This window comes from Lysobacter sp. CA199, from assembly GCF_052078715.1.
Taxonomy (GTDB): domain Bacteria; phylum Pseudomonadota; class Gammaproteobacteria; order Xanthomonadales; family Xanthomonadaceae; genus Lysobacter.
Map to the genome: position 1 here is coordinate 1 of NZ_JBQJIL010000010.1, position 23,389 is coordinate 23,389.

The 23,389-nt window shown below is 64.7% G+C and carries 18 protein-coding genes; 11 read left to right on the plus strand and 7 right to left on the minus strand.

Translation table 11 applies throughout. The annotated features are described in order from the left end of the window. Positions 1 to 123: 123 nt before the first annotated feature. Complete coding sequence (locus ACTOWJ_RS18595) at positions 124 to 1,956, minus strand: DUF6531 domain-containing protein (protein ID WP_441336112.1); 1,833 nt, start codon at positions 1,954 to 1,956, stop codon at positions 124 to 126. Between the two features lie 419 nt (positions 1,957 to 2,375). Next, complete coding sequence (locus tag ACTOWJ_RS18600) at positions 2,376 to 2,609, minus strand: glutaredoxin family protein (protein WP_441336113.1); 234 nt, start codon at positions 2,607 to 2,609, stop codon at positions 2,376 to 2,378. A 193-nt stretch (positions 2,610 to 2,802) separates the two neighbouring features. Between ACTOWJ_RS18600 and ACTOWJ_RS18605 the strand changes: the two genes are divergently transcribed. The 8 genes from ACTOWJ_RS18605 to ACTOWJ_RS18640 all read left to right on the plus strand — a co-directional run bounded on the left by ACTOWJ_RS18605 (position 2,803) and on the right by ACTOWJ_RS18640 (position 12,069). Continuing rightward, positions 2,803 to 4,206 (plus strand): L-serine ammonia-lyase, encoded by a 1,404-nt coding sequence (locus ACTOWJ_RS18605; RefSeq protein ID WP_441336114.1) that lies wholly within the window; start codon positions 2,803 to 2,805, stop codon positions 4,204 to 4,206. A 57-nt stretch (positions 4,207 to 4,263) separates the two neighbouring features. Beyond that, positions 4,264 to 4,893, plus strand: a complete 630-nt coding sequence (locus tag ACTOWJ_RS18610; protein WP_441336115.1) for a hypothetical protein — start codon at positions 4,264 to 4,266, stop codon at positions 4,891 to 4,893. Beyond that, a complete protein-coding gene (locus tag ACTOWJ_RS18615) occupies positions 4,890 to 5,678 on the plus strand; it encodes an alpha/beta fold hydrolase (protein WP_441336116.1) in 789 nt (262 codons plus the stop codon). The genes ACTOWJ_RS18610 and ACTOWJ_RS18615 overlap by 4 nt, the downstream gene beginning before the upstream one ends. Beyond that, positions 5,644 to 5,955, plus strand: a complete 312-nt coding sequence (locus ACTOWJ_RS18620) for a DUF6053 domain-containing protein (RefSeq protein WP_441336117.1) — start codon at positions 5,644 to 5,646, stop codon at positions 5,953 to 5,955. The genes ACTOWJ_RS18615 and ACTOWJ_RS18620 overlap by 35 nt, the downstream gene beginning before the upstream one ends. A 104-nt stretch (positions 5,956 to 6,059) precedes the next feature. Further along, positions 6,060 to 8,945, plus strand: coding sequence for a xanthine dehydrogenase family protein molybdopterin-binding subunit (locus ACTOWJ_RS18625; protein WP_441336118.1), 2,886 nt, complete (start codon positions 6,060 to 6,062; stop codon positions 8,943 to 8,945). After that, a complete protein-coding gene (locus tag ACTOWJ_RS18630; RefSeq protein ID WP_441336119.1) occupies positions 8,942 to 9,541 on the plus strand; it encodes a (2Fe-2S)-binding protein in 600 nt (199 codons plus the stop codon). Before ACTOWJ_RS18625 ends, ACTOWJ_RS18630 begins: the two co-directional genes overlap by 4 nt. Positions 9,542 to 9,650: 109 nt before the next feature. Next, positions 9,651 to 10,829: a c-type cytochrome gene (locus tag ACTOWJ_RS18635; RefSeq protein WP_441336120.1), complete on the plus strand. Its 1,179-nt coding sequence runs from the start codon at positions 9,651 to 9,653 to the stop codon at positions 10,827 to 10,829. 232 nt (positions 10,830 to 11,061) lie between these two features. Continuing rightward, positions 11,062 to 12,069, plus strand: coding sequence for an alpha/beta fold hydrolase (locus ACTOWJ_RS18640; RefSeq protein ID WP_441336121.1), 1,008 nt, complete (start codon positions 11,062 to 11,064; stop codon positions 12,067 to 12,069). A gap of 238 nt (positions 12,070 to 12,307) precedes the next feature. On the opposite strand, the gene ACTOWJ_RS18645 is transcribed toward ACTOWJ_RS18640, so the two are convergent. The 3 genes from ACTOWJ_RS18645 to ACTOWJ_RS18655 are packed head-to-tail and all read right to left on the minus strand — an operon-like array spanning position 12,308 to position 16,462. Continuing rightward, positions 12,308 to 14,503 carry an alpha-ketoglutarate-dependent dioxygenase AlkB gene (locus tag ACTOWJ_RS18645; RefSeq protein ID WP_441336122.1) on the minus strand — a complete coding sequence of 732 codons (2,196 nt, stop codon included), beginning with the start codon at positions 14,501 to 14,503 and terminating at the stop codon, positions 12,308 to 12,310. Positions 14,504 to 14,514: 11 nt separating this feature from the next. Beyond that, entirely contained in the window at positions 14,515 to 15,621 is a 1,107-nt protein-coding gene (locus ACTOWJ_RS18650; RefSeq protein WP_441336123.1) for an AAA family ATPase, read from the minus strand. Further along, positions 15,608 to 16,462: a hypothetical protein gene (locus tag ACTOWJ_RS18655; RefSeq protein WP_441336124.1), complete on the minus strand. Its 855-nt coding sequence runs from the start codon at positions 16,460 to 16,462 to the stop codon at positions 15,608 to 15,610. The genes ACTOWJ_RS18650 and ACTOWJ_RS18655 overlap by 14 nt, the downstream gene beginning before the upstream one ends. A gap of 883 nt (positions 16,463 to 17,345) precedes the next feature. Between ACTOWJ_RS18655 and ACTOWJ_RS18660 the strand changes: the two genes are divergently transcribed. Beyond that, positions 17,346 to 19,370 carry a glycosyl hydrolase family 18 protein gene (locus ACTOWJ_RS18660; RefSeq protein WP_441336331.1) on the plus strand — a complete coding sequence of 675 codons (2,025 nt, stop codon included), beginning with the start codon at positions 17,346 to 17,348 and terminating at the stop codon, positions 19,368 to 19,370. 176 nt (positions 19,371 to 19,546) lie between these two features. On the opposite strand, the gene ACTOWJ_RS18665 is transcribed toward ACTOWJ_RS18660, so the two are convergent. Beyond that, positions 19,547 to 20,494, minus strand: a complete 948-nt coding sequence (locus tag ACTOWJ_RS18665; protein ID WP_441336125.1) for a LysR family transcriptional regulator — start codon at positions 20,492 to 20,494, stop codon at positions 19,547 to 19,549. 108 nt (positions 20,495 to 20,602) lie between these two features. Here ACTOWJ_RS18665 and ACTOWJ_RS18670 point away from each other — a divergent pair, with 108 nt between their 5' ends. Next, the gene (locus tag ACTOWJ_RS18670) at positions 20,603 to 20,977 is read left to right on the plus strand and encodes a DoxX family protein (protein ID WP_441336126.1); all 375 of its coding nucleotides are present in this window, start codon (positions 20,603 to 20,605) and stop codon (positions 20,975 to 20,977) included. A 29-nt stretch (positions 20,978 to 21,006) separates the two neighbouring features. Beyond that, the gene (locus ACTOWJ_RS18675; protein ID WP_441336127.1) at positions 21,007 to 21,588 is read left to right on the plus strand and encodes an NADPH-dependent FMN reductase; all 582 of its coding nucleotides are present in this window, start codon (positions 21,007 to 21,009) and stop codon (positions 21,586 to 21,588) included. A gap of 343 nt (positions 21,589 to 21,931) precedes the next feature. Here ACTOWJ_RS18675 and ACTOWJ_RS18680 read toward each other — a convergent pair whose 3' ends face one another. After that, positions 21,932 to 23,098 carry a DUF3089 domain-containing protein gene (locus tag ACTOWJ_RS18680; RefSeq protein WP_441336128.1) on the minus strand — a complete coding sequence of 389 codons (1,167 nt, stop codon included), beginning with the start codon at positions 23,096 to 23,098 and terminating at the stop codon, positions 21,932 to 21,934. Between the last annotated feature and the right edge of the window lie 291 nt (positions 23,099 to 23,389).

Below are 23,389 nucleotides of genomic sequence, written 5' to 3' on the forward strand. Positions count from 1 at the left end.
CACCTCGGCCTCTCGCAGCTTGTGGATGATCTCTTCGGAACTAAAGCGCTTCTTGGGCATGGTCCAAATCTCCTTGGTCATAGTTTATGAACAATCGATCTGGATCAGTTTTTTCAGGTCAGGTCAGGTTTCGCGATTCGCCACTCTTGTAAAGAGCAGGTAGTTTTGGTTGACTTCGGTCCCCACTGTGGTCACGCGCTGTTCCGGCGTGCCGACCGCCTCGGTGATCGTTTCGATCTTGGCCATTCTTAACGAGGGGCCCAAGTCCGGAGCCTCAGTGTAAGTGTGCTTGGTTTGCGCACCCTTACGATCGGTCACCGTGTCCACGCGACGAAGGACATCCACAGCTTCATCGTAATAAGTGGTGCTGACGGCACCTCGGCGATCGGTTGCGCCACTTAATTTGCGGGGCGCACCGCTGGCGGGTGAGGCTGCCAAGCCGTAGGTAGTGACCTCGCCCAACGCGTTCGTCACGATTGAACCGCCTTGCGCGGGATAGGTCAGATGCACGCCATCGAAGCCACCGTCATGCGTGCTTGAGGCAACACGTCCCTTGGTGTCGTAGGAGAACCAGCTGAAACGCCTATTGTCCTCACCCGTCACTCCCGTGAGATAGCGAGGAAACCGGGTATCTTCGTAGTGATAGGTGCGACGGTGTTCGCCAGGGTAAGTCACGGTGGCGACCTGACCACCCGCCGTGTAGGTATAGGCTGCCAGCACTTGTCCGGCGGAACGGATTCTGGCGATCGGAGCGCTGGCACCCAGGCTGTCATACTCAAACTGCAAATTGCGCTCCCTATAACCGATAGAGCTCAGCCGGCCCATCTCATCGTAGTCGTAGCGCATCGTCGATCCATCATGGAAACGACGGCGGATCAATCGTCCGTTGGCTTCAAAATATAATATGTCGTTTCTTCGATACAGAATTAAGCTGCCGACGGATAAACGATCACCGCTGCCGTCGTCGCTTTCGTGAGTAGCATCGGAGAACCACGTCTGTGAACCGTCTGCCTGGATCAGCCCATAACGGATGGTTTCGCTCGAGCTGTTGGGATCCTTGCCGATCGTCAGTCTTATATTGTGCGAATGGGTCCAACCATTACCGAATCCCCCCATCGGCGTGGAAGTCAGCGAGTGGTAGAAGCGGGTGAAACTGATCCAGCCCAAATCGAAGTCGACTTCGGGCTGCATCTTGTCGCCGCTGGAAGGATCGCAGGGGTTGCCGACGCCGCATTGTGCGGGTGGCAATACCGGCCCCGAGTATGTTTTTCGATGATCGAACGCCGTGGAGATCTTGCCGGTACAAACCTTTTGATTTTCATCCCACGACAGGGCCATCTTATTAGGACAGTCGATTAGGCGCGATCTTAAGATGGCAGTCAGAGTGTCGCGCTTAGTAGTGGGCTTGCAGGTCGTTCCGAAGTCCCAAACCTGATACGTCACCGTGTAGGGCGCTTCCTCATGACTTGGACTGCCCTCGATGCCCCCACCCAGGCTCCGCCAGGGCTCCAATGCAATCGTGGTGTAAGGCGAGCAACCGGCGTCGGTGCTGAGCTTGTCGTAGTACCTTCTCTCTGCAGCGACTGCCTGCTCCAGCGTCGTGTGCCCGCCTACATACTCCCAAGGCCCGATGACGATGGGCTCGGGGCTAAGCTCGTAGTGATAAATCGTCCTGTCGCGCAGGATCGTCTGTCTTGCGACGTGGTAGTTCAGCGGACGGCTTTCGCGAACACCGGGCAGCAGGTTGGCGCGGATCGCGTCTTGAACCGCCGACTCGGTTAAGTACGGCCCTGCGGGAGCATCAATGGTGCTCCACGTCTTCTGAGTCTCTTGCGCACCGGCGCTCGCGGCATGAAGCAGAAAAGCCAGGCAGAACGCTCGGCCAAACCACCGCCCCCTTGAAATGGGATGAGGTACATCAGCGTTCAACGCGATGCGACGAATCCATGTGGACATGACTAATTTCCGTAATTGGGGTCGGGCTAGAGATGTACGTGCACTTCTCGGCCGGATGCGATCCCGGTCGAGTGGCTAGACGATTGAGCTATCCATCGCGCGGATGGGCCAGAAGATGTTCGCTGTCTCCCCGGAGTGTCACGGGCAGCGCTGGCGCATTCGATGCCAAGTCCATTTGTACTGCTTCATAGGCTCGGCATTTATGGCGGCCGATTGTCGCTTCTGTTGCGACTGATCCGGGCTCGTCGACTGCCGGATGTTCGTGGTCAGTATACATCTACGCCTGACGTATCAAAGAATTTTTCGTGATAACAGTCTTTGTATCAACGAATCACACATTCGGACCGTCGGCCCTTCCCCATCACAGCTGCGTCGAGATCCGAGCGTCGACAACAACGCAGCCCTGATCGAGTAGATCGTCAGGTCGGATCTTCCGCCAACCAACCGGCCACCCGCCCCGCATCGAACGGCCAATCCAACTCCACCCCCCGCCCCTCATCGCGCAGCACCGGCACCCGCGTCCCATAGCGTTCCTCCAGCGCCTCATCCTCATCGATGAAAACGCTCTCGAACTCGGGTGCGCGCGCTTGCGCCAGCACCTCCAGGGCCAGGTCGCACAGGTGGCAGTCGTCGCGTTGGAACAAAATCAGCACAGTCCGGTCCTGCAAGGGTCGGCGTCAATGCGCCGTGGTATGGCGGGAAACCAGGCCCGCGGCCGCAAACACGGCGCGGGCGATGGCGGGGCACGCGTAGAATAAGCGCCCTAACGCCCCCGCGGCGCGGATCAGCGTCCGGCCGCGCGGTACGCCAGCAACGTCCGACCCCTTTCGTTGGAGCAGCAAGCCCGTGGCAGTCAGCACTTTCGACCTGTTCAAGATCGGTGTCGGTCCGAGTTCCTCGCATACCGTCGGCCCGATGCGCGCGGCCGCGCGCTTCATCGAGCGCTGGCTGATCGAAGGCTGCGGCAGCGGCGAGCCCGGCGCCGATCTGGCGCGCACCGTGCGCGTGCGCGCGGAAGTGTTCGGCTCGCTGGCCCTGACCGGCCGCGGCCACGGCACCGATAAAGCGGTGCTGATGGGACTGGAAGGCCATTGGCCGAACCAGATCGATCCGGACATCATTCCCGAAGCGCTCGCACGCATCCGCAAGACCAAGCGCATCACACTGTTCGGTCGCCATGAGATCGGCTTCGACGAGAAGCACGATCTGATCATGAACAAGCGCCAGAAGCTGCCGTTCCACACCAACGGCATGCGCTTCACCGCCTTCGACGCCGACGGCGCGGTGATCGCCACGCGCGATTACTACTCGGTCGGCGGCGGCTTCGTGGTCAATCAGGACGAAGCCGCCGAAGACCGCATCGTCGCCGATACCACCGATCAGCCTTACCCGTTCCATTCCGGCGACCAGTTGCTCGCCCAGGCCGCGAGCAGCGGCCTGACCATCGCCGAAATGATGATGGCCAACGAACGCGTGTGGCGCAGCGACGAGCAGATCAACGCCAGCCTGGACGAAATCTGGAACGCGATGCAAGCCTGCGTGGCGCGCGGCATCCGCGAGACCGGCACCCTGCCCGGCGGCCTGCACGTTTCGCGACGCGCGCCGGCTTTGTTCGCCGAACTGTCGAACAAACCCGAGGCGGGGATGCGCGATCCGCTGACCGTGCTCGACTGGGTCAATCTCTACGCACTCGCGGTCAACGAAGAAAACGCCGCCGGCGGCCGCGTCGTCACCGCGCCGACCAACGGCGCAGCCGGCATCATTCCTTCGGTGCTGCATTACTACGATCGCTTCTGCCCCGGCGCTACGTTGCAGGGCGTGCGCAACTTCCTGCTGACCGCGGCCGCGGTCGGCATCTTGTACAAGGAAAACGCTTCGATCAGCGGCGCGGAAGTCGGCTGTCAGGGCGAAGTCGGCGTGGCGTGTTCCATGGCTGCCGCCGGGCTGGTCGCGGCGCTCGGCGGTACCACCAGCCAGATCGAGAATGCCGCCGAAATCGGCATGGAACACAACCTGGGCCTGACTTGCGATCCAATCGGCGGCCTGGTGCAGATTCCCTGCATCGAGCGCAACGCGATGGGCGCAGTCAAGGCGATCAATGCCTACCGCATGGCCATGCGCGGCGACGGCAAGCACAAGGTCAGCCTGGACAAGGTCATCAAGACCATGCGCGACACCGGCCGCGATATGCAGGACAAGTACAAGGAAACCTCGCGCGGCGGTCTGGCGGTGAACGTCATCGAGTGCTGAGTCCGCACGCATTGAGAGCACGATGAGCGAACCGCTGCGCCATCGAGATACCGGCAAATGGTTGGGTCGTTCGCCGACCGCGTCGAAGTGTCGTGTCCGCGCTGCGGCCATGCCGGCGCGGTTCGCGCCACCTGGGCGAATCGGCAATGGACCGCGGCCTTCGTCTGCAGCCACTGCCGGCTCGATGCGCGCAGCGAACGCGGTGACTGGCTGGGCAAGGTGCATCTGACCGGCCGGCGTCCCTGCGGCTATTGCGGATATCAGTGGCTGTACGCGAGTCAAATCCGAGACAGCTCCGGCGCTGCATCGATCCAGGCCCAGGATTGCCGGCCGACACCCATGCCCGAGGTGATCTCGGTGGATTGCCCGATCTGCAAGCGCGACAGCAACGTATCTATCGAGGCCTACCGCGAGCGCGACCGCGAAGGGCACGACCCGCACTTCGGCCTGCCGCTACGCTTGATCGAGCGCACCCGCGCGGGCCTGTTGTGGGCCTATAACGCCGAGCACATCGACGAACTGCGACGATACGTCGCCGCCAACCAACGCGAACGGCGCTGCACGATGTCCAACAAGACCATGATCTCGCGCCTGCCGACCTGGATGAAGCTCGCGCGCCATCGGCCGATGATGCTCAAGACGCTCGACCGCTTGCGCGCCAGGCTGGACGATTCCCGCGCCGCATGAGCGCGATGCCCTGCATCGTCCTGCCCGGCCTGGACGGCACCGGCGAGCTGTTGGACGACTTCATCGCGGCGATGGCGCCGCAGTTCGAAACCACGGCGATCGCCTATCCGCGCAAGCAGGCGTTGGGCTACGACGAACTGGTCGAATTCGTGCGACCGCAATTACCGACCGACGAACCTTATCTGTTGATCGGCGAATCGTTCTCCGGACCGATCGCGATCCGTTTGGCCGCGCAGCAGCCACCGCAGTTGGCCGCACTGGCGTTGTGCGCCAGCTTCGCGCGTTCGCCGCGGCCGCCGTGGTCGCCATTACACGCGGGCGCGCTGCCTTGGTTGACCGGGCTGATGCCGGTCCATCGCATCCCGCACGTGCTGGCCGCGGCCTTCATGCTCGGCGCCTGGGCGACGCCGCGCTGGCGCATGCGCCTGGGCGCAGTATTGGATGCGCTGGAACCGACAGTGATCCGGCATCGCCTGGATGAAGTCGGTTCGGTCGATGTCGGGGCATCCCTGCGGCAGGTGGCTTGTCCGCTGCTATATCTGCAAGCCACCCGAGATCGTTTGGTGTCGGCCGACAGTCGGCGTTGGATCGAACGCTTGGCGCCGGGCACGCGCTGTGTCGAGATCCAGGCGCCGCATTGCGTTCTGCAGGCCCGTGCCGAGCGGGCAGCGCAGGCGATCAAGACGTGGTACGGCGATGTTGGTGGGGCCGGCTTCGATGCCGATTGCGGGCTAAAGGACACAGCCGAGTTTGATCGCGATCCGGGCGGAAAGCGTCGGGGCTGAAGCCCCTCCCACAAAAGCGGACGCAAAGCGTTTCATGCTCTCGTTCAGCACCAGTGGCTGTGCCGAAACGAAATCTCTTGTGGGAGGGGCTTCAGCCCCGACGCTGTCCGATCAGCCGCGACCGACTTGCACCGGGCCCAACCATCGCAACGCGACACCCACAAGCCATCCACCAGCTCAGGGCGATTCGCTCACCTGCGGCAACAAGCGCCCGCACCAGTGGGCCGGGCAAACCACGCAAACGACCCGCTCCGCGCGGGCGATGGCGCCGCCATAAACGGCACGGCCGCTCCACATCCAGGCGGAACGGGCCGATTTCATCGTGTTTTGCCGCGCAACATGGGTCTACTATCGGCGCAGAGCCAGCCGGAGTTCCCGTCCATGCCAGCCCGCCTGAGCCGTCGCGACTTCCTCAAATGCAGCGTGGTCGCCGGTATTTCCGTGTACGTCGCCGCGCCCGGCAGCGCCGCGCTGGCGGCTTTGTTCGAGAAGGAACGGCTGCGGCCGCTGCCCTGGGACCCGGCCACCGGCAAGGTGCGCTATCGCACCGACGCCACCGCCAAGGTCAGCGGCGAGAAGATCTTCAGCTACGACATGCGCTCGCGCGACATGCCCGGATGGCCGCGCGAACAGGCCCACGCGATGCTGCTGCGCCTCACCCGCGCCGACAAGGTCTACCAAGGCTTCGACTTGTCCTCGCTGCCGGCCGACCTGCGGCCCGACCGCACCGTCACCGCCGCCGATCTCGCCCGCGATGGCGTCGCCTTCCCGCAGTTCTACGGCGAGGACATGCTGCTGCCGGAAGGCAAGACTCCGGCCTATCTCGGCCATGCCGTGGCCCTGCTGATCTGGCACGACTTCGCCCGCTTCCGCGCGGCCAAGAGCCGGCTCAAGTTCCGCGACGACTTGATCCGCTGGGGCGAACAAACCGGCCCGATCGAACGCCCGCCGTGGGCGACGTTCCGCTACGTGCGCGTCGGCGGCGCCGATGCGTTCGCCGACGACGTCTATTCCAGTTACAAGGACACGGTGCTGTTTCCCACCGGTTACAAAAAACATAACCCCGAATGGGTGCTCGGCGACGCCGGCGGCAAGATCGACGCGCAGGGCATCGCTCACGCCGATGCGATGGCTGCCGAACTCGATCGGCCCGAGCCGGACAAATGGGTGATCGAACGCGAGTACTTCTCGCAATCCATCGACACCGCGGCGATGGAACTGGACAACGCCAACGGCTGGTTCGATGCCGCGACCGGCACCGTGCATCTGGTCAGCGCCACCCAATCGCCGAACGAAATCGCCGAACAGGGCCCACCGATGCTCGCCGCGAGCCGCTTCGGGGTGAAGCGGCTGGTGCTGCACCCGTGCTACACGGTCGGTTACGGCTCCAAGGACCACAACCCGTTCCCGTTCATCGCGCTGATGGCGGCCCTGTACGGCGACGGCCGGCCGGTGCGCCTGGCCAACGATCGCTACGAGCAGTTCCAATCCAGCCTCAAGCGCCACAGCTTCCGTATGCACTATCGGCTCAAGCTCGACCGCAAGAGCGGAAAGTTCGAAGTCTTCCACGGCCGCATGCTCGGCGATGGCGGCGGGCGCATGAATTTCTCACCCTCGGTCTGCCTGGTCGCGGCGACCGCGGCGCAATCGATCTATTACTTCCCGCGCAGCGATCTGAGCAGCACGGTGATCGCCTCGCGCGCGCTCGACGCCGGCTCGGCGCGCGGCTACGGCACGCTGCAGAGCATGGGCGCGACCGAGATGCTGATCGACGAGATCGCCGCCGAACTCGAGCTCGACCCGATCGAACTGCGTCTGCGCAACGTGTTCGCCACCGGCATGAAGAACACCCAGGGCGCGATTCCCGGCGGCGCGCAACGCGCCGATGAGGTGCTGCGCAAATCGCGCGAACATCCGTTGTGGACCGGCCGCGCCAGGCGCAAGGCCGAGTACGAAGTGGCGCATCCGGGCAAGTGCTATGGCGTGGGTTTCGGCTGCGTGCAGAAGGATTTCGGCACCGGCGGCGAAGCCGCGTTCGCCGAAGTCGCGATCTCGCCACAAGGCCAGGTGCTGCTGCGCCATATCGGCGTGGAGATGGGCACCGGCATGGCCACCAGCCAGGCTGCGGTATGCGCGCAGTGGTTGGGTCGTCCGGCCGACGAGGTGCGCACCGGCGAAACCCAGTGGCCGGAGCTGCCTATGGTCGCCACCGACGATCCCTGGCTGATGTCGCAGGCGACCCAGGATGCGCACGTCGGCAATCCGCGCTGGACGCCGAACTACGCCAGTCCCAGCAGCGCCAGCAATTCCTCGTATTTCTTCAGTCACGCCACGCGCGAAGCGGCGCGACTGTTATTCACTCAAGGCCTTTGGCCCGCGGCCTTGGCGATCTGGGGCAAGGGTTTCGGCGGCGGCGAGCTGTCGCCGTTGGCGGTGCGCCGCGAGGATGCGCGCTGGGTCGACGGCAAACTCACCGCGGGCGGGCTGACGCCGCTGCCGTTCAAACAGCTCATCGCCAAGGTTTATGAGTTGGGGCTGGCCAGCGGCGCGGTCGTCCACTATCTCAATCGCTGGCAATGGACCGAAGCCGAGTTCCCGTTGCCGGGCGACACGCGACTACCGCTGGACGGCATCGCGTTGCGTTGGGGCGACGGCAGCGCCGGCGGCATCGGCACGCCGACGCAGAACGGCTATCGCATCGTCGAACGCAGCCGCGTGTATTACCCGCCGGTGCAACGCAACAACGCCGGCGTGGTGTATTACAGCGCGATCGGCACGATCGCCGAAGTCGTGGTGGATACCGCCACCGGAAAGGTCGATCTGCTCAATCATCATTCGGTGCTCGAATGCGGTACGCCGATCGTCGCCGAACTGGTTTCGAGCCAGTTGCAGGGCGGCCTGGCGATGGGCATCGGCCACGCATTGCACGAGTTCCTGCCGCTTTACGAAGGCGGCCCCGGCGAAGGCGATTGGAACTTCAATCGCTACGCCCTGCCGCGGGCGCGCGATGTCGCGGTGTGGCAGCAGACCGGCGAACTGCTGCCGCCGATTTCCGAAACCGACCCGCCCAAGGGCATGGCCGAAGTGGTGATGATTCCGATCGTGCCGGCGATCGTGAACGCCATCGCCCATGCCACCGGCCACCGCTTCCGCGAACTGCCGGTGACCGCGGACAAGATTCTGGCCGCCTATGCGGCCGCGGCCACCGGCGCCGGCCCGGCGGCGCCCACGAGCGCTCGCGCCGCGGCGCAGGAGACCCCCGCATGAGCGCCTCCAGCCTGCGCCTGATTCCGCTGTCGCTGACCGTCAACGGCCGCGCGCACGGGCCGATCGACGTGCCCGACGACATGATGCTGGTCGACGTGCTGCACGAATACCTCGGCCTTACCGGCACCCGCTTCGGCTGCGGCCAGGGCGTGTGCCGCGCTTGCACGGTCATCGTCGACGACGCCCAGGGTCCGCGCGAGGTGCGCAGTTGCATCACCGGCGCGCACTACTTCAACGGCAAGCGCATCCGCACCGTCGAAGGCCACGCCAAGCACGACGACGCCGGCAAGCTGGTCGAACTGTCGCCGGTACAGCAGGCTTTTCTGGATCATTTCAGTTTTCAATGCGGCTATTGCACGCCGGGTTTCGTCAATGCCGCGACGGTGCTGTTGGAGCGGCTCGGCAAGCAGCCTGTCAAACGCGCCGAAATAGAAGAGACGATCACTCAAGCCCTCAATCCCCATTTGTGCCGCTGCACCGGTTACGTGCGCTACTACCAGGCGGTTAAACAATTGGTGCTGGAAACTCCTGGCTTGATAGACGACGGCCCGACTCCGGAAGAGCTTCGCCAAATCGAGAGAGACGCCCGTGGATAGACGTCGCTGGAAACGGTTGATCGCATGGCTGACGCTACTCGCTGTCATCGCTCTGTTATGGGTGGGCGGAATGCGACTGGCTCAGTGGTGGAATGGCCGAGGCCCTACCTTGCACGTCCACGCAGAACCCGCGCTGATCGAACGCGGCCGCTATCTCGTCGCCGCGGCCGACTGCGCCGCCTGCCATACCGCCGACGGCGGCGCGCCGTTCGCCGGCGGCGTACCGCTGGCCTCGCCGTTCGGCACCATTCACGGCACCAACATCACGCCCGACGCGGACACCGGCATCGGCCGCTACGACGCCGACGATTTCTTCCATGCCCTCACCCGCGGCGAAGCGCGCGACGGCCATCAGCTGTACCCAGCGATGCCGTACGTGTCCTACAAGACCATCGCCCGCGAAGACAGCGACGCGATCTATGCGTACCTGATGAACCAATTGGCGGTGCCGCAAGCCAACCGCGCCAACGGCGTGGGTTTCCCGTTCAATATCCGCACCGGCATCCATGCCTGGAACTGGCTGTTCGCCGGCGCCGACGCGGTACCCGCATCGCAGGGCGAATCGGCGGCATGGAAACGCGGCGAATACCTGGTCGAAACCCTGGGCCATTGCGGCGAATGCCACAGTCCGCGCGGCTGGTTGGGCCAGGTCGATCGCGATCGGCCGCTTGGCGGCAATAACCGGCTAGGCCGTTTCGCCGCACCCGACATCACCCCGAAAGGGCTCAACGCGCGCGGCTGGGATCGCGCGAGTCTGCGCGAGTACCTGTCCACCGGCGTCGCCGCGCCGGCGGTGGCCTCCGATGAAATGCTCAAGGTCGTGAACCTGTCCACCAGCCGGCTCAAGCCGGACGATCTGGATGCGATCACGGTGTATCTCACCGGCGATGCGCCGCTTGACCGGAGCGCAGCCGCTACGCCGCCCGTCGCGCCATCGAGCGTCGCCGATGCCTCGCCCGCGCGCGATCGCTATCTCGCACTGTGCGCCGGCTGCCATGGCCGCGACGGCGCCGGCGTGCCGCACGTCGCGCCGGGGCTGCGCGACAACAGCAGCTTGCGCGATACCGATCCGCACAACCTGATCGTCGCGATTCTCGACGGCTTGCCCGAACACGACTTGCCGGGCCTGGAGCGGATGCAGGAAATGCCCGGCTTCGCCGACTCACTCGACGATGCGCAGATCGCCGAGCTCGCGCAGTGGTTGCGTGGCCGCCATGGCAGACCGACGCAAACGGTGACGGCCAAGCAAGTGCGAGAGTTGCGCGAATCGGCCTCCGACCACCACTGAGAAAGATTTCCGTCGAAAGTCTTTTGTCGAAGGAATCTCGTAGGAGGTCTTTTGTGGGAGGTCTTTTGTGGGAGGGGCTTCAGCCCCGACGCTTTTCGGCCGGATCGCCCGCAACTGCAGCAACCCCGATCGAAAAGCGTCGGCGCTGAAGCCCCTCGCACAAAACGTCTCCAGCAACCGCGCGCACTCACAGCGGCTAGGATGTAAGCACCCCATCGCGTAGATCCCTCCGATGCGCACCGCCGCCCTCGCCCTGCTGCCCGCCTTGCTCGCCCTGTCCGCGCACGCCGCCGAACCCGCGCCGCCTTCTTACGGACCCGAGCTGGAAGGCTTCGATTACCCTCACCCGGTTCACTACTTCGCCGTGCAATCGCAAGGCGACCCATTGCGAATGGCCTATATGGACGTACGCCCCGACCGCCCCAACGGCCGCACCGTGGTGCTGCTGCACGGCAAGAATTTCTGCGCGGCCACCTGGGAGTCGACGATCGCCGCGCTGCGCGACGCCGGTTATCGGGTGATCGCGCCGGATCAGATCGGGTTCTGCAAATCCAGCAAACCCGTCCATCATCAATACAGCCTGCACGAGCTGGCCGCCGACACCAACACTTTGCTGCAAGCGCTGAACATTCGGCACGCGACGATCGTCGGCCATTCGATGGGCGGCATGCTCGCCGCGCGCTATGCGCTGATGTATCCGCAGGCCAGCGACCGGCTGGTGCTGGTCAACCCGATCGGCCTGGAAGACTGGAAAGCGCTCGGCGTGCCCTGGAGCAGCGTCGACGACAATTACGCGCGGGAACTCGGAACCACCGCCGCGACGATCAAGCGCTATCAACAAGAGGTCTACTACGGCGGCCAATGGAAACCCGAATACGATCGCTGGGTAAACATGCTCGCCGGCCTGTATGCCGGGCCGGGCCGAAAAACGGTAGCATGGAACCAGGCGCTGACCTCGGAAATGGTGTTCACCCAACCGGTGGTGTACGAGTTTCCCAAGCTGCGCGTTCCGACTACGTTGTTGATCGGCCAGCGCGATCGCACCGCGATCAATCGCAATCTGGCTCCAGACGAACTCAAGCCCCGCCTGGGGCTGTATCCGCAGCTCGGTCGCGCCGCCGCGCAAGCGATTCCCGGCGCGACCCTGGTCGAGTTCGACGATCTAGGCCATTCGCCGCAAGTCGAGGCGCCGGATCGGTTCAATCGGGCTGTGCTGGACACCTTGGACGCGCGTCCCTGAGCGGGCGGTTCGTCCATCGTCTTGACCGTGCCGTGTGGGTTCGAAGATTTTGTCGAGCCCCGAAAGCACCCGTATTCGGGGATCGGCGCAGGCTAGCTCACGCTGCGCTGCGCAGTCTGCGATACCGATGGGGTCCAGAGCTCGAACGCCCGCAACCGTCGGCCCGGCCAACAGCCGGCAAACACGCATCTACGTCGACCTGCAGGCCGCACATACCGTCTTTCAATGTAGCCAACCGCTAATCGCGCACCTGGGCCACTTTGCGGAAGGTCAACGACACGCGCCGATGACGGGGGCCCGAGGCTTCCTTCTTCCGCTTGGGGATTTCGTGCGTCCACTGGGTTCGCGCCGGTCCATCCAGCACCACGGCGCTGTATCGAGGCAACGGCAACTCGATTTTTCGCTTCTCCGGACCACGAAACACCATGGCCCAGGTTTCGCACAGGCTCACCGTGACAATGGGCCCGACGAAACAATCCAGGCAGTCCTTGTGCGCCGAAATACCCTGATTGGCCAAGTACTCATTGACGATGACCTGATCCGGCATTTGCTGCACCACATTGCGCTCCAGCAACCGCTTGCCCAACCGCTCCGCCCAGTCCGGCAACGGACCCAGATAGGCGCTTCGATCGATCTTGCGTTTGCCGTAGTCGTATTTCCAGCCGTAGTGCTGCACCCGACGGGCCAAGTCGTCCAACCACTTCGACGCGTCCACCAGCGACAGTATGGACTGCTCTTCTTCCGGCACTAGAAAGTCAGGCATGACCTCGACTCCAGGGGGGAGCTGACCATCAGGCTCGGCGACCCGATGCCGGACACGGCTGCGAGGCGCCGACTGGCTCGACGCCTGGCTCATAGCCGGCACCGGATCGGCGTCCACATGGGTGCTTCCCGGCGGTTCCGGCAGTCGCGCAGCAATGCTTCCATTGCTGATCCAGGCGAGAAAGCGCTGCTTGTCGAGTTGCTCGATCAGTGCGTCTTGGCTGTCGAGCACGAGTTCCACATCGCCGGTCGCCGCCAAGCTCCGGTCGCCGTCCATCCGCACACTGCCGCTGCCTGCGATTTCCACTGCGCGATCGCGCAGCACCAGCGTTTTTCGAACGCAGTCGGGCTTGTGTTCACGCGCCAGCGCAAGCGCGGCCTCGCTCGTACTCGGGTCGGCCAGATCGGCGCGATACCAGCGTCCTCGCGGGCTGCCTCCACGCAGTGCCAGCAACTGATCGCCGGCGAACAAACGAATGCGCTGCCGCACGGTCCAATGGAACTGGTCCGTCGGAACCTCCGGCCACATCGCCGGTTCGCGTTCGCCGGCGGCATCGTCGGCGAATTGCCAGATACGCAAAGCCAACGCCTTGCGCAGTATCGGCAACCCACGGAAATTAAGCGGAAGATCGCGATAACCGGTGATCATGCCGGCGAGCATGGCTCCGGTCCACCAAACCGCCGGCGGCATCGCCGGCAGATCGTCCTTCCAGGTTTCGAAGCGTTCGATCCCGGGGCGCAACAGCAGCAGCTGCAATACCAACCCAAGCGGGTCGCGGTCGCCTATGCCGGCATCTACCGTCTCCCGATCAGCCAGGATATCGCGCGTGTGCTGCCGCAGCTTATCGAAATCCGACTGCTGCTCCGGCGCCAGCCGCTCGCGAATGGCTTCGAGAATTTCTTCGACATGCCAGCTGTCGCGCAGCCGCGTCCGGCCGAATACGGACAACATCGCTTCCCACAGCGAAGGCCTACGTGCCGACCGGTCGCCATGCCAAGGCGCATCCAGCCACCATGGGGCGGCGGCGATCACTCCGGCGGAGCTTGCGACCCCGCCTCTGGACAAGCTGGCGCATAGAAGATCGAGCCACGGATCGATGGCCGGCACGGCCCAGGTCGCAGCCGCGGCCGCGCCGCGCATCGCGTCCCAATCGCGAGGCGTACACAGCATTCGTGACGGCCGAGGCGGATCAGCGCTCGGCGCCTGCACCTCAAATCCGTGAACATGGATCGGTTGCTCGGGCTCGCCCACGTTGCTGAGCCCTTTGGCCAGCGCCACCAGGCGTATCGCATCAGAACGGCTGGAAACAGCGAAGGACTCCACCGCGAACAAAGGCAACGGCCCAGGCCAAAGCACCTCTTGATCGGCGGTAGTGAGACGGTCGAGGGTATCCTCGCGCCACTGCCCGTCCCGCAAGACGGGCACACGCAGGCCGGCCAATCGCGACGGCTCGAACCATGCGATCACCGTGATCCGGTCTTCGATCTGCCGACCGCAGACTTGCGCCACACCCAACTGAATCGCGTGCTCGTCCGGCTGTATCGGCCACCACTCGTCGGCCAGGAACGCAAGCCAAGTGCGATGATCCATCGCCACGCCCAACTGGACCGGCGTTCCCGCACTCTCCTCCCGAGCCGACTGCTCACGATCTGTCGAAGGCAGCAAGCTCATTTGGAGGTCGTTCATCGCTGGAGCAGGTCGGGGCCGGGCAAGCCAGATAGTTTATGGGGTGGCAACGCATCGGGGCCGTCGACCAGAGTGAGTATGTCCCGTGCCCGTGCGCACAGCATATACATTCGTCGGGCGTCCACCACCTCTGTGGCGGGCAACGAGCGCTCCAAGTCCTGCAGAAATACGGTATTGAACTCCAGGCCGATCGCCGATTCACCGGTCAGCACCGTCACCCCGCGATCCATGGTTCGGATCCTGTCGTGCCCCTGAGGCTCGGCGCTGACGTAACCTTCGACCCGCACGTCCTTGCCCAAGGTTCGGGCCAGACCCTCGGTCAGATGCTGGACCTCGTCCATGCGACGGACGATCAAGCCCACGGAACCGCCGCGATTGCGATAGTGCAAGGCCACCGCCGCCGTCAGCGCGTCCAACCCTGAGAACCGCGCCAGACGCGGCAGGTCCCCGGAGGGCGCTCGGGCCACTGTCGCCGGCGGAACCTGTGCGGCGCGGTGAAAATATTCGGCCAAACGCGCGATCTCCCGCGTGTTGCGATGGTTGACCGACAGCAATACCGGATTCGTGCCGAGACACCGGTAGATGTCGAGGATGCTCGCGCGGCCGGCGCTGGTCGTCTGATTCTCATCGGCGAACACCGTGACGACCTTGGCCACGAAGCGAACGATCCATTCGAAAAATCCCGCCGGAAGATTTTGCCCTTCGTCGATCAGCACATGCTCGATATGCGGCGTGATCCCGCGCTGTTGATAATCGGCGATGATCCGCACCCAGTCGTAGTTGAATGGGCTGGGCTCCGGCGCATAGTTCCCGGTGTTGTCGTAATAATGCTTGGAAGCGAACTGATGCATCGTCGACGCGCCGAAGCCCTCGTCCCCGCCCAATGCCTCGCGCGCCAGCTGGGTTGCCAATCCCACCAGCAGCTTGTTGCGGGTTATCACCAGAACATTCTGGCCGGTGTTCACGATGAAATTGGCGCGCATCACCGCCAAGGTGGTCTTGCCCGAACCCGGCGGCCCCACTACGAACAAATGCCGGTCGTGCGGATGTTCGTAAACCTTCATCTGCTCTTCGATCAGATCGTCCAGCTTAGGTAATCGCATCGCGCCTCTCCATGTTCATGATTTCCTGCTTGGGCCTGTGCAGCAAGGCGTACGAGATGTCGACGAATCCCTTATTGGTATCCATGAATCGTTCTTCATCCTCTTTCGCCAAAGCGAATCCGTGGCGGATCAGTGCATCCCTGAATTCGGGATACTTGCGATTGGCATACCCGTGCGCGCTATTGATGTGCAGCACCGATTGCGGGCCCGGGCCGATGCGGTTCAACGTTGCGGCGATCGCTTCGGCCATAGGCGCCGCGTCGACGGTCGGGCTGCCGAGCAGATAGGAAATCACCGCCAGCGAATGCCCCCAATTCGGAGGATCGCAGTGGACCGAAGCCAAGTCCGCGAAAAATGCGGCGCGGGTGTCCGCATGCACTCCACCAACCAGCCGGGCGCCTTCGAACAGGCGCTGAGCCAGATTTCTCATCGAGGCTGCGCGATCGACGCCGTAGTAGCGGAATGGCTCCCCAGCGCCGACGACGCTGGCGTACACCAACCCGGCGGTGAACGGTCCGCAACCGATGTCGAGCATGTTGTCGGCCGCCGACCGGCCGGGAGAAAGGTGTTCGAACGCGTGCCGCAATTCGTCCAGGTGACGGGGCTGGTTGTATTTCGCGTAGAACAGTGCGCGGTCGTCGGCGCTGAACATCACCGCCTTGCCATCGACATGCAACGCCACGGCGCAATCGAAGTCCGCTTGTCCGCTGCCGATGACTTCCTTGAATACCCGATGTTTCGGGCAGCCCATCAAGGTATCCGCGACCGAGCGCGGGTCGCTTTCGATCCTGTCGTGCACGTCCCGCTGAAGCAGTGCCTCCAACCACTGAGCCAGATTCATGCCAAATCCCTTTAGTTCCCCCTGCGCATCCCAGCCGTCGGCATTCGCATTTTCCGCTCATCGTTGTGAGTCGACCGTGGCAGCGATCCGAGACTAGGCATCGCCTATGCGGGTGGCAAGAGATGAACGCACATAACCGGATGATCGAAAGAAAAGCCCATAAAAAACACGTACTGAGCCCGTTAAACAAAATCGATATATGGAAAATATGTGCCTTCTATTACGGCGACACCCAGGCGCCGCCTGCCGAGACGTCCTGCACCCATCGCCTCCGAACCAGCCCCTCCTTTGCTGAAGGCCCGACGCGGCAACCAGCCGCCGACGCACACCCGTCCATACAATTGTCTCTCAGACAATTGCTTGTCCGTTTCAGGGCAAATCTCCGCGCGCCGGCGCGTTGCGCCGCAACATTTATGCGGATTCAATACTCACGTTGTCAGTCAACGCGCAAAGCGATCTGTGAACTGCGACGCAAAGAACGATGCGGCAAGTTGACAACGTTGTCAGCGAACTTCAGTTTCGCCTCCGCAACCAGCACGCGAACTGTGAACGCGAGGGGTACCGGGCCAGGGCCGCACTGCCGGCCGGACCGGGCTCGCACAGCACGCGGGCGCACCGACAGCGACATCGCACGGACCGGTTTATCGCCCGGTCGCGCCGCCCCCGCGGCAGTGCACGGCACCACCGAACACCGACGGCGGCCAGTCCGCCGATCACTCGAGGAGGCTCCAGCCTCCCATGCACGACGGAAGGTTTGACGGCCTTCTTTCAGTACGGGCGGGAAACGCCGTCGGCCGGTCATGGCCGGCGAAGTCTTGACTATGCACGGGAGAGAGGAAGCACCATGAGACATGCACGGTCCACCCAACTGTTGTTGTCGTCCATGCTCGCCGCGTCGTCGATATCGACGGCGTATGCGCAAGCCGCCTGCAATGGCGTCGCTGCCTGGAACGCATCCACCATTTACGCCGCCGGCGACAAGCTGACCTACCAGAATCGTCTTTACCAGGCCACCGGCCCGATCTGGAACACGCCGCCGACGCATTGTCCGAGCTGCAACTACTACGTCGATCTGGGCGTGTGCGGCACCGGCCCGGGCAACACTCCGCCGACCGTATCGCTGACCGCACCGACCAACGGCGCCAGCTACAGCACCGGCGCCAACATCGCCGTCAGCGCCAACGCCGCCGACAGCGACGGCACCGTCGCCAGCGTCGAATTCTTCCGCGGCGCGGCCTCGCTCGGCGTCGACACCACCTCGCCCTATGGCGTGACCTGGAACAACGCCACCGCCGGCAGCCACAGCTTCACCGCCGTGGCCAAGGACAACCAGAACGCGACCACCACCTCCAGCGCGGTCAGCGTCACCGTCAGCGGCGGCTCGTCCGACACCACGCCTCCGAGCGTCCCGGGCGGCCTGAGCTCGCCTTCGCAGACCTCCAACAGCGTCTCGCTGAGCTGGAACGCTTCGACCGATAACGCTGGCGGCAGCGGCGTGGCCGGTTACGACGTGTACCGCGCCGGCAGCATCGTCGGTTCGCCGACCAGCAACAGCTACACCGCCACCGGCCTCAACGCGAGCACCAGCTATAGCTTCACCGTGCGTGCGCGCGACAACGCCGGCAATGCGTCGGCGCAGAGCAGCGCGGTCAGCGCGACCACCAAGCCGGCCGCTCCGGGCGGCAGCAAGAAGGTGATCGGCTACTTCGCCCAGTGGGGTATCTACGGCCGCAACTACCGGGTCAAGAACATCGACACCAGCGGCTCGGCCTCCAAGCTGACCCACATCAACTACGCCTTCGGCAACGTGCGCAACAACCGTTGCGAAGTCGGCGTGACCGTTCCGTCCGATCCGAACACCGGTGCCGGCGGCGACGCGTTCGCTGATTACACCAAGGCCTTCCAGGCCGGCGAAAGCGTCAGCGGCGCGGCCGACACCTGGGATCAGCCGCTGCGCGGCAGCTGGAACCAGCTCAAGCAGCTCAAGGCCAAGCACCCGAACATCAAGGTGTTGATCTCGCTCGGCGGCTGGACCTGGTCGCGCAACTTCCCGAGCGCTGCGCGTCCTGAAAACCGTCAAGCCTTCGTCGCTTCGTGCGTCGACGCCTACATCAAGGGCAACCTGCCGGTCACCGACGGTGCGGGCGGCGCGGGTGCGGCGGCCGGCGTGTTCGACGGCATCGACATCGACTGGGAATACCCGGTGGTGTGCGGCATCGACTGCCCGGCGGCGCAACGTCCCGAGGACAACGCCAACTTCACCGCCTTGATGGCCGAGTTCCGCCGCCAGCTCGACGCGGTGCGTCCGGGCCTGTTGCTGACCGTCGCCGTCGGCGCCGGCATCGACAAGATCCGCGTGACCAATCCCGGTGCGTACCACCAGTACCTGGATTACATCAACGTGATGACCTACGACTTCCACGGCGGCTGGGACGCGTCGACGAACCATCATTCGGCGCTGTTCGCTTCGCCGAGCGATCCCTCGACCGGCGACGTCAAGCTGTACAACTCCAACGACGCCATCGAAGCCTTCCTCTCGCGCGGCGTGCCAGCCTCCAAGCTCAACCTCGGCATCGGCTTCTACGGCCGCGGCTGGACCGGCGTGGGCAACACCAACAACGGCCTGTATCGGCCGGCCAGCGGCGCGGCGCCGGGCACGTACGAGCCGGGCATCGAGGACTACAAGGTGCTCAAGAACAAGGCCGGCACGGTCTACACCGACAACACCGCGGTGGCGACCTGGAAGTACGACGGCAGCACCTTCTGGAGCTACGACACGCCGGCGCTGATCGGTCAGAAGATGAGCTACGTCAAGACGCAGAACCTCGGCGGCGCGTTCTTCTGGGAGTTCAGCGGCGACGACGAGCAGGGCAGTCTGGCCACCGCGATCAGCAACGGCCTGAAGTAATCGAAGTAAGACTCGCCAAAGCCCCTCTCCCGCATGCGGGAGAGGGGTTGGGGTCAGGGCCTCCCCCACGTCGCCCTGCTCCACCTATCGCTTGAAACGCTTCGCGCGTTTCCAAGTCCAAGTTTTGCAAAGCCGCGACGAGCGATACGTCCCGGTCATCTGCAGCGGAGCGCCGGTCACCCCCCCGATCGGCGCTCCGATTTCGTTTTCGCTCCGCTGCAATCGCCGGCGATCGTCACCTCGTTGAAGAACGCCTCGACCAATTCGATCAATACCGCCACGCCGCGCGGCAACTGACGCCGGCTCGGATACACCGCATACAAGCCGCTGCTGCGCCGAACGTATTGCGGCAGTACGCGGACCAGCCGTCCCTCATGCACCTCGTCGGCGACCGTCATGACCGGCATCAGCCCGATGCCGAGCCCGGCGCGCACGGCGCGCAACTGGCTGAGCAAGGTGTTGGCGGCGAAGCGTCCGCCGACGCGGACTTCGACCGCGCCTTCCGGGCCGTCCAGGCGCCACAGGGTTTTGCCTTGCGCCGACAGCGCGACCACGCAATCGCTCGCGGCCAGCGCGGCCAGGCTTTCGGGTTCGCCGCGCGCGCGCAGATACTCCGGCGTCGCCACCAGGATCAGTTCCTGACGTCCGTCGAGCCGGCGCGCGACGTAACTGGAGTCTTCCAACTCGCCGGCGCGGAAGGCGACGTCGATGGCGTGTTCGATCAGATCCACGCGCGCATCGCTGAGCATGAATTCCAGTTTCAGCAGCGGATGCTCGGCGAGCAGACCTTCGACGCGCTGTAGCGGAAAGAATTCGAAGAAATCCGCCGGCACCGCCACGCGGACGGTACCGCGCGGCACCTGGCCGGTCTCGCTGAGGCGAAGTTGCGCGCTTTCGATGTCCTCGATCCCGGCCACGCAGCGCTCGAAAAACTCACGCCCGGCGCTGGTGAGGCTGAGCTTGCGGGTGGAGCGCTGCAGCAGACGCGCGCCCAACTGCTCCTCCAGTTGCTGCACCCGCCGGCTGACGGTATTGGCCGGCTGGTCCAGCCGGCGCCCGGCGGCGGCGAAGCTGCCGGCCTTGACGGTCTGGACGAACACGGCGACGGCATTGATATCGAGCACGATTACTCGCAAATCTGGATGACTGAAATACAATTAACCCACTTTCTGGAGCAATAGGCCAGGGCCTATCGTGCCGCTCAATCCCCGATTTCGAGCGCCCCCGACCCCATGCTTCGCCCCACCCGCCCCACCTCCCCGCTGATCTGGATCCTGCGCATCGTCCTCGCCGCCGCCCTGCTCGCCGCCGGTGCCAGCAAGCTGCTCGGGCTGCCGTTCCAGGTGCAGATGTTCGAAACCCTGGGCTTTGGCCAATGGTTCCGCTACTTCACCGGCGCCACCGAACTGGCCACCGCCGCGCTGCTGCTGTCGCCGCGCACCGGCTTCATCGGCGGCCTGTTGCTGCTCGCGACCATGCTCTGCGCCGTCGCGGTGCATGTGTTCTTGATCGGCGGCAGCCCGGTGCCGGCGCTGTTGCTCGGCGCGATGGCCGGCTTCGTCGCCTGGCGCCTGCGGCCTCTCGCCGCGGCGCACGCATCCGCTTGATCGTTCCCCCCGACTTCCAAGGAACCGCAATGCCCCGTATCGCCCTGATCATCGGCAGCACCCGCCCCAACCGTTTCGCCGACGTCCCCGCGGCCTGGATCCAGGCCGGCGCGCAAGCCCGCGGCTTGAAACTCGACACGCTGGATCTGCGCGATCACCCGCTGCCCTTGTTCGAAGAACCGCTGCCGCCCGCCTACACCGGCGGCGCCTACCAGAACCCCGCCGCCGAAGCCTGGCGCAAGCGCGTCGGCGAATACGACGCCTACATTCTCACCGCCGCCGAGTACAACCACGGCCCGACCGCTGCGCTCAAGAACGCCCTGGATTCGGCGTTCGTGGAGTGGATCAACAAACCGGTGAGTTTCGTCGGCTACGGCGGCGTGGGCGGCGCGCGAGCGGTCGAGCAACTGCGCCAGCATGCGATCGAGTTGCAGATGGCTCCGATCCGCAACGCCGTGCATATCGGCCTGGAGCCGTTCATCGGCATCCTGCAGCAAGGCCGCGCACTCGACGATTACGCCTATCTGGTGCAAGCGCGCGACGCGATGTTCGATCAGCTGTTGTGGTGGGCCAACGCGCTCAAGACGGCGCGGCTGCAAGCGGCGGCTTGAGCGCGGGCGGTTGTGACGGCCCGCCTGGGCGAGGCCGTCGTTTCGCCGAGGTCGACCGCGATTACCGGTCGACGGCGTTATCGGATCGCGCGCGGCACGGCTCGATCAAACTTGCTCGATCAAACGTGCTCGATCAGGCCTGCTCGATCATGTCTGCTCAATCATGTCTGCTCAATCGAGCGCGGCTCAGTCGATCGGCCGCCACACCGGCTTGCCGCCGCGGCCGGGCACCCGATGCATCGACGGCGGCATGACGTACAAGACCTCCAGGATCAGTTCCGGCGGCAGATCGTCGATCCCGTCGACCAGATCGTCGCACTAGTGTCTCGGCGCGCCGCCACGCTCACGGCGCGGGCTTGCGCGGCGCCTTGTTCCTGCTCTTGGCCTTCGGCTTGACCGGCGACGGCGCGGCCGGCGACGTGCCGCCGCGATGCGACATCGCCGCCACGCGCTGCGCGGCATTGGCGCGCAGGTCCATGTAGAACAGCTGATAGTCGTTGACGTGCTGATCGCCGCCGAACCACCACTGTCTCCATTCGCCGTCGGGCAAAGTCACCGAAAGCAGGCCGTCGTCGCAGCGCGCCGTCACCCGGCCGGGCAACGGCTCGGGCAACGGCCGGTCGCGTTCGGCATGGACCGCGCCCAGATGCGCCGACAGCGGGCTGGTCTGTCCGTCGGCACGCCAGGTAACCGGATTCACGCACAGCAAGCGTGGCTGCTCGCTCGTGCGATAGCCGCCGGGATACCAGGCGCGCACGCGTTCGAACCGCTCCGGCCGATCCTCGCCGGCCTCGAAAGAGTTGTAGAAAACCGCGCAGCCGGTCTGCTGCGGCGTCGCACATAACGGCACGCCCGGAATCGTGAGCCGCAAGGCGTCCGCGGGCACCGCAGCGCCGATCAGATATGCCGCCACCAGGCGCTTGCGCAGCGAAGGATCGGCCGCCAGGTCGGACATCAGTTCCGATACCAGACGTAACCCGTGACCGCTGCCCTGGCTGTGCGCGGCAATGATGAAAGGCCGGCCCTTCGACCACTGCTGCAGGTACGCGCGGAACGCCGCGCGCACGTCGGCATAGGCCAGATCCAGGGCCCGATCGCGATCGGCGTCGGACGCCGACAGATAGCCGCTGAGCGACATCTGCCGGTAATGCGGCGCGTAGATCCGCCCGCTGTCGTTGAATGCACTGGCCTGCGCGCGCAGGGTGAACTCGGTGCCGCGGTTGGCCTGCTCGTCGTCCAGCGGCTGATTCCAGCGCTTGCGCGAGAAGTACGTGGTCGGGTGGATGAAGAACACATCGACCGGCGCGTCGCGCTGGCGGTTGCGCATGCCGATCGGCGTCGCGTCGGAGTCGTCGCGCTTGCCCGGCAGCGCGGCCCAGGCCGTTTCATCGCGATAGTCCGGCGCGCCGGGCTCGGGCGTGCGGTCGAAAGCGTGCTTGGGATCGAGCATCCGCGCACAGCCGCCGCAGGCCACCAGGATCAGAACCGCGAGCCATGGGATCGTCTTCATGCGTGCCTGCGAACGTGAGCTGCGCGGACATCGCGCGTGGCCGGCCGGAAGGGGCGACCGACGCATTCTAGGGCCAGGCTCCGCCGATCTGGCGAACGAACCATACGGAGTGTGCCGACATGGCATGCCGAGGTTTGCGCGGCGCCGGCGAGTCCGAACTGGCTGAACGAAACAGAGGCTGGGGGCTGATGTGAGGAGCTGGACGCGCCCTGGTACGGCTTGGGGCGCAGCGCTGCGGAGGGCTGCGCGGTTGGCGGGGTGGCGCGGTCGCGGCTTGCGCCGCTCCTACAG

What these genes read in the sequence shown, in the direction of transcription:
- ACTOWJ_RS18675 (WP_441336127.1), top strand. Translation starts at nt 21,007, where the DNA reads ATGCCCCGTATCGCCCTGATCATCGGCAGCACCCGCCCCAACCGTTTC.
- ACTOWJ_RS18655 (WP_441336124.1), bottom strand. Translation starts at nt 16,462, where the DNA reads ATGAATCTGGCTCAGTGGTTGGAGGCACTGCTTCAGCGGGACGTGCAC.
- ACTOWJ_RS18680 (WP_441336128.1), bottom strand. Translation starts at nt 23,098, where the DNA reads ATGAAGACGATCCCATGGCTCGCGGTTCTGATCCTGGTGGCCTGCGGC.
- ACTOWJ_RS18640 (WP_441336121.1), top strand. Translation starts at nt 11,062, where the DNA reads ATGCGCACCGCCGCCCTCGCCCTGCTGCCCGCCTTGCTCGCCCTGTCC.
- ACTOWJ_RS18660 (WP_441336331.1), top strand. Translation starts at nt 17,346, where the DNA reads ATGCTCGCCGCGTCGTCGATATCGACGGCGTATGCGCAAGCCGCCTGC.
- ACTOWJ_RS18595 (WP_441336112.1), bottom strand. Translation starts at nt 1,956, where the DNA reads ATGTCCACATGGATTCGTCGCATCGCGTTGAACGCTGATGTACCTCAT.
- ACTOWJ_RS18645 (WP_441336122.1), bottom strand. Translation starts at nt 14,503, where the DNA reads ATGAGCTTGCTGCCTTCGACAGATCGTGAGCAGTCGGCTCGGGAGGAG.
- ACTOWJ_RS18615 (WP_441336116.1), top strand. Translation starts at nt 4,890, where the DNA reads ATGAGCGCGATGCCCTGCATCGTCCTGCCCGGCCTGGACGGCACCGGC.
- ACTOWJ_RS18650 (WP_441336123.1), bottom strand. Translation starts at nt 15,621, where the DNA reads ATGCGATTACCTAAGCTGGACGATCTGATCGAAGAGCAGATGAAGGTT.
- ACTOWJ_RS18610 (WP_441336115.1), top strand. Translation starts at nt 4,264, where the DNA reads ATGGTTGGGTCGTTCGCCGACCGCGTCGAAGTGTCGTGTCCGCGCTGC.
- ACTOWJ_RS18670 (WP_441336126.1), top strand. Translation starts at nt 20,603, where the DNA reads ATGCTTCGCCCCACCCGCCCCACCTCCCCGCTGATCTGGATCCTGCGC.
- ACTOWJ_RS18630 (WP_441336119.1), top strand. Translation starts at nt 8,942, where the DNA reads ATGAGCGCCTCCAGCCTGCGCCTGATTCCGCTGTCGCTGACCGTCAAC.
- ACTOWJ_RS18625 (WP_441336118.1), top strand. Translation starts at nt 6,060, where the DNA reads ATGCCAGCCCGCCTGAGCCGTCGCGACTTCCTCAAATGCAGCGTGGTC.